This window comes from Microcystis sp. M049S2 (genome assembly GCF_020245625.1).
In the GTDB taxonomy this organism is placed as follows: Bacteria; Cyanobacteriota; Cyanobacteriia; order Cyanobacteriales; family Microcystaceae; genus Microcystis; species Microcystis ichthyoblabe_A.
On the sequence record NZ_JADBUN010000119.1, the window covers coordinates 1 to 5,008 of the forward strand.

General features: G+C 47.0%; 6 protein-coding genes. 4 read left to right on the plus strand and 2 right to left on the minus strand.

All coding sequences use genetic code 11. The features are described from left to right. Together IM496_RS10135 and psbC are read left to right on the plus strand one after the other, a co-directional pair. Positions 1-175: photosystem II protein D2 (locus IM496_RS10135; RefSeq protein ID WP_287661855.1), on the plus strand; the 175-nt coding region annotated here is incomplete at its 5' end. Continuing rightward, positions 159-1,541 carry a photosystem II reaction center protein CP43 gene (gene psbC / locus IM496_RS10140; protein WP_193958450.1) on the plus strand — a complete coding sequence of 461 codons (1,383 nt, stop codon included), beginning with the start codon at positions 159-161 and terminating at the stop codon, positions 1,539-1,541. The genes IM496_RS10135 and psbC, both read left to right, overlap by 17 nt. A 31-nt stretch (positions 1,542-1,572) precedes the next feature. Here psbC and cobD read toward each other — a convergent pair whose 3' ends face one another. Together cobD and hbs are read right to left on the minus strand one after the other, a co-directional pair. Then, positions 1,573-2,652, minus strand: coding sequence for a threonine-phosphate decarboxylase CobD (gene cobD / locus IM496_RS10145; protein ID WP_194013909.1), 1,080 nt, complete (start codon positions 2,650-2,652; stop codon positions 1,573-1,575). 31 nt (positions 2,653-2,683) lie between these two features. Beyond that, positions 2,684-2,968, minus strand: coding sequence for a non-specific DNA-binding protein Hbs (gene hbs, locus IM496_RS10150; protein ID WP_002739253.1), 285 nt, complete (start codon positions 2,966-2,968; stop codon positions 2,684-2,686). A 548-nt stretch (positions 2,969-3,516) separates the two neighbouring features. Between hbs and IM496_RS10155 the strand changes: the two genes are divergently transcribed. Both IM496_RS10155 and ureE read left to right on the plus strand, forming a co-directional pair. Next, positions 3,517-4,002, plus strand: a complete 486-nt coding sequence (locus IM496_RS10155) for a DUF4168 domain-containing protein (RefSeq protein ID WP_194018421.1) — start codon at positions 3,517-3,519, stop codon at positions 4,000-4,002. A 76-nt stretch (positions 4,003-4,078) separates the two neighbouring features. Beyond that, the gene (ureE, locus tag IM496_RS10160) at positions 4,079-4,555 is read left to right on the plus strand and encodes an urease accessory protein UreE (protein WP_002747017.1); all 477 of its coding nucleotides are present in this window, start codon (positions 4,079-4,081) and stop codon (positions 4,553-4,555) included. The last annotated feature ends 453 nt before the right edge of the window (positions 4,556-5,008 follow it).

A 5,008-nucleotide genomic window follows, 5' to 3' on the forward strand; every position in this document is an offset into this window, starting at 1 on the left:
CTATGACTTCGTTTCTCAGGAATTGAGAGCGGCGGAAGACCCGGAATTTGAAACCTTCTACACTAAAAATATTCTGCTTAACGAAGGTCTGAGAGCTTGGATGGCTCCCCAAGACCAACCCCACGAAAACTTTATCTTCCCTGAGGAGGTTCTCCCGCGTGGTAACGCTCTCTAATATCCCTACTGCTAGTGGTCGTGACCAAAGTTCCACCGGCTTCGCTTGGTGGTCTGGTAACGCTCGTCTTATCAACCTCTCCGGTAAACTGCTCGGCGCTCACGTCGCCCACGCTGGTTTAATCGTTTTCTGGGCCGGGGCGATGACCCTGTTTGAAACCGCCCACTTTATCCCCGAAAAACCGATGTACGAACAGGGTTTAATCCTGCTTCCCCACTTAGCTACCCTCGGTTTTGGGGTCGGTCCTGGTGGTGAAGTAGTCGATACCTTCCCCTACTTCGTCGCTGGTGTTCTGCACTTAATTTCTTCGGCTGTACTCGGTTTTGGTGGTATCTACCACGCTATCCGCGGACCGGAAACCCTAGAGGAATACTCTAATTTCTTCGGTTACGACTGGAAAGACAAAAACCAAATGACCAACATCATCGGTTATCACCTAATTCTCTTGGGTTGTGGTGCGCTGTTGTTGGTATTTAAAGCCATGTTCTTTGGCGGTGTCTATGATACCTGGGCTCCCGGTGGCGGTGATGTCCGCGTCATCACTAATCCTACCCTCAACCCCGCAGTTATCTTTGGTTATCTGACCAAAGCTCCTTTCGGTGGCGAAGGCTGGATTATCAGCGTCAACAACATGGAAGATATCATCGGCGGTCACATCTGGATTGGCTTAATCTGTATCGGTGGCGGTATCTGGCACATTCTCACCAAACCTTTTGCTTGGGCGCGTCGCGCTTTCATCTGGTCTGGAGAAGCCTATCTGTCCTACAGCTTGGGTGCTCTTTCCATGATGGGCTTTATCGCCGCCGTTTACGTTTGGTTTAACAACACCGCCTATCCCAGTGAATTCTACGGTCCGACTGGTATGGAAGCTTCCCAATCTCAAGCTTTCACCTTCTTGGTGCGTGACCAACGCTTAGGTGCTAACGTCGCTTCTGCCCAAGGCCCCACCGGTCTAGGTAAATACCTGATGCGCTCTCCCACTGGCGAAATTATCTTCGGTGGTGAAACCATGCGTTTCTGGGATTTCCGCGGTCCCTGGTTAGAACCCCTCCGCGGTCCTAACGGTTTAGACCTCGACAAAATCAGAAATGACGTACAACCTTGGCAAGTACGCCGCGCGGCTGAATACATGACTCACGCTCCTTTAGGTTCCTTGAACTCTGTGGGTGGGGTTATCACTGACGTTAACTCGTTTAACTATGTGTCTCCTCGCGCTTGGTTGGCTACCTCTCACTTCACCCTCGCTTTCTTCTTCCTGATTGGACACCTCTGGCACGCTGGACGCGCTCGCGCCGCCGCCGCAGGTTTCGAGAAAGGAATTGACCGCGAGACTGAACCCGCATTGGCAATGCCCGACCTCGACTAATTTCGCTTAGTTCGATGGTAGAGGCTCCCGTCTAGTTGGCGGGAGCTTTTTTGTGGTTAATATCAGACGCAGCTAAAACACTCTCTAAAGCCGATAATAATCGTTGATTTTCTGCCGGTAAACGGACAGCTACCCGAAAATAATTGCTACCCAATTCGGGGAAACTGAGACAATCGCGGATGAAAATTCGATGATATTTTAATAAAGCTTCCTGTAGGGGTAAACAGGAAGATTGAGATTGTACTAAGAGGAAGTTAGCGGCACTGGTTTGGGGCTGTAATTGCGGAAAATTAGCTAATCCCTGCCATAAATCCTCGCGGGCCGCCGTTAACCAGTCCCAAGTTTGTTGTTGAAAATCCCTATCTTCAATTGCCGCAATAGCGGCAACCACAGCCAAGTTATTCACCGACCAAGGATCGCGCCATTTTTGCCATTGTAACAGGCGATCGGGATGGGCGAGGACATATCCTAGACGTAAACCGGGGAGACTGTAAAATTTAGTTAGGGAACGCAAAATCACGAGATTAGGATATTCCGGCAACAGAGATATTAAACTCTCCTGTTGTGGCGGGGGTAAAAAATCCATAAAAGCTTCATCCACTACCACCAAACCAAATTGCGATAGATAGGGACGAATGGCCGCCACCGTCCAGAGTTTCCCCGTGGGATTATGGGGATTATTAAGTAATAAGCCTTGTTTTTTGGGATTAACCGGCTTTAAACTGGTTAAATCTAGGGAATGTTGGCAGATTTTCCCACCAAAACTTTTTAAAGCCCGTTCGTAATCGCTAAAAGCGGGTGTTAGTACATAAACACTATCAAATGATGCCAATTCCCGACCGGCCCAGGTTAATAACTCCGCCGCACCATTGCCAGGGAGAATCCAATCTGGTCCGATATTGTGCCATTGACCGAGGGCAGAACGCAACTGCCAATACGCGGGGTCAGGATAACGAGTCAGACTGGTTAAATGGCTTTTAATAGCGGTTAGGGCGCTTTCCGGCGGACCGAGGGGGTTGATACTGGCAGAAAAATCGAGAATAGAGGAAACCGGACAGCCGGCAATGGCGGCCGCCCAGTCAAGATTACCACCATGTTTAGGTCTAGGCAAAAGACTTACAGCGAACGAAACTCAACAGTAATTATTCCTTATCTGGGGCCACTCTGTCTTTAAACAGTTTACCCGCCGAGAAAGCCGGGACCCGAGTGGCTGGAATCTCCATCTTATCGCCGGTTTTTGGGTTGCGTCCTTCCCGGGCCTGACGTTCCCGGGCCTCGAAGGAACCGAATCCTACTAGGGTTACTTTGTCCCCCTCAGAAACCGCATCGATAATGGTTTCGATGGCGGCAGTGAGAACAGCATCTGCTTGTTTTTTGGTGACAGAGGCTTTGAGAGCGATTTGATCGATTAATTCACCTTTATTCATGCGCTAACTCCTTTTTTTGCGGTTTTTCTGAGTTTAGGGTGGTTGTCAGTAGTTTATTATGGTTCCCCTGTTGAGGACTCGCCAGGATCGAGATCACTAAATAATGCCTCAAATCCTCATTGGCTATATATTCCACTGCATTATTCTAAGCGGGAATTGTCTCGATCGGAATCGCTGAAACCTTTAATTTATCTAGATTTCCCCCCGATTCCCCGCCAGGGGAGACACAAAAGGGAATAAGCGAGAGATTAACAGCGATATAAGCTAATAAAAAGAGATTAGCTGGTCAAATTGCCGATAAATATTCTCTAAAAGCGATAGATATCCTAACTTCCTAAAAATCGTTCATCGGTTCTCTCAAAGATTTTTGACTAATTTTGCCCCCAAAAACGTTAAAAAAGTTTACCAAAGCAATTTCTGCCCAAAAATTAAGGTTCGGTCCCAGGAGATATTCGCTAGAATTGGAACTTATGATCGTTAAAAATATTCAAAAAAGCAGGATTTAACTGGAAAGTTTGCTATCATTATCTATTCAGCGACAAACTCGCATGGTGATTTACTGCTATCCCCTAGCCGATCTAGGTCAAAGCTTAAGACGTTCTTTTATCGTGACTTTTTTGGCAGTAATCGCCATTCTTGGCGGTCTGATCCCCGAATTTTCTTGGACGACGGAGGTAGTTAGTTTCCGGTCTTCCGCTTATACTCAAGATTTTACGGCTGACCAAATTAAACGTTATGCGACCGCGGTTTTGTTGATCGAAACCCAAAGAAAACAAGCTTATCAGGAAATTTCGCGAATTTTAGGGAAAAGTCCCCCGGCAATTACCTGTAACCAACGGGAAAGCTTTAATAATCTTCCCGCTAATGCCCAAAGAATTGCCGTCGATTATTGTAATAACTCAAAAAAGATTGTCCAAGATAGTGGTCTGACTGCCGCTCAATTTAACACCATTACTAACCGGATTAGTAGCGATGATAACTTGAGACGACGGCTGCAAAATGAGATGATTCGTCTGCAGCGGGAAAATAAATAGAAAAAGTTCCTCAGTTTTTCGGGTCAAGCTGGAGTCAGGGCTACAATAAGAATGTTTTTTCCCATTGACCAATATCATGTTAACTTTTACCGAACGCTTACCTCCCCGTCATACCGCTAGTCCACCGCCCCCAGAAACGGTAGTTTTTAGCCTTCTACTTACGGCCGAAGAACGCACCCGCAGCCGTTATCGTCTCGACAGTCCCGAAGGTTTTTCCCTCTGTTTTCGTTTACCTCGCGGCACCATTCTACAGGATCGCGATTTCCTACGAGGAGAAAACGGCGAAATTGTTCAAATTATCGCTAAACCCGAACCAGTTATCACTATTACCGCCCCTTCAACGGATTTACTCCTCAAAGCCGCCTATCACCTCGGTAATCGTCATGTAGCCCTAGAAATTAACCCCGATTACCTGCGTCTGGCCCCCGATTCTGTCCTACAAGCAATGTTAGAAGGTTTGGGATTAACTGTAACTGAAGAAATCGCCCCCTTTAACCCCGAAATCGGCGCTTATCAGCATTATCATGACCTGGAAGAGGCAAAAAAGGGATAGTTAGGGCTGGCTGAATAAATCTAAAAACCTTATTGGGTAAGACTTTTAGACTGTTTGGAAATCAAAAAGTACCAGATATGGGAGTGATCGGCTTCAGGTACTTTTTCCCTGAAAATTAGGTAATTGACCCCGGCTCGACTGAGCTCGCCGAACGTCCTCGAAATCGCTAAAACCCTACACCCTGCCCCCACGAACAACTTTTTCAGCAAACCCTAGTTAGCTAATCTTGCCCTCAAGGGGTGACAGAACAGTTAAAAAGCTTGCTTTATAAGGCTCATAGCCGTTAACCCTTTGGAGAAATAAGGGTTTTTCCTCAAGGGGTGACAGAACAGTTAAAAAGCTTGCTTTATAAGGCTCATAGCCGTTAACCCTTTGGAGAAATAAGGGTTTTTCTGGGGTTTGAGGCGGATCAAAGAAAAGGCAAGTTCCGAGAAAGTATCCATCGACTCAACC

Excerpts from the sequence above, each read along its gene's own strand:
- hbs (WP_002739253.1), bottom strand. The coding sequence starts at position 2,968 with ATGAATAAAGGTGAATTAATCGATCAAATCGCTCTCAAAGCCTCTGTC.
- IM496_RS10155 (WP_194018421.1), top strand. The coding sequence starts at position 3,517 with ATGGTGATTTACTGCTATCCCCTAGCCGATCTAGGTCAAAGCTTAAGA.
- ureE (WP_002747017.1), top strand. The coding sequence starts at position 4,079 with ATGTTAACTTTTACCGAACGCTTACCTCCCCGTCATACCGCTAGTCCA.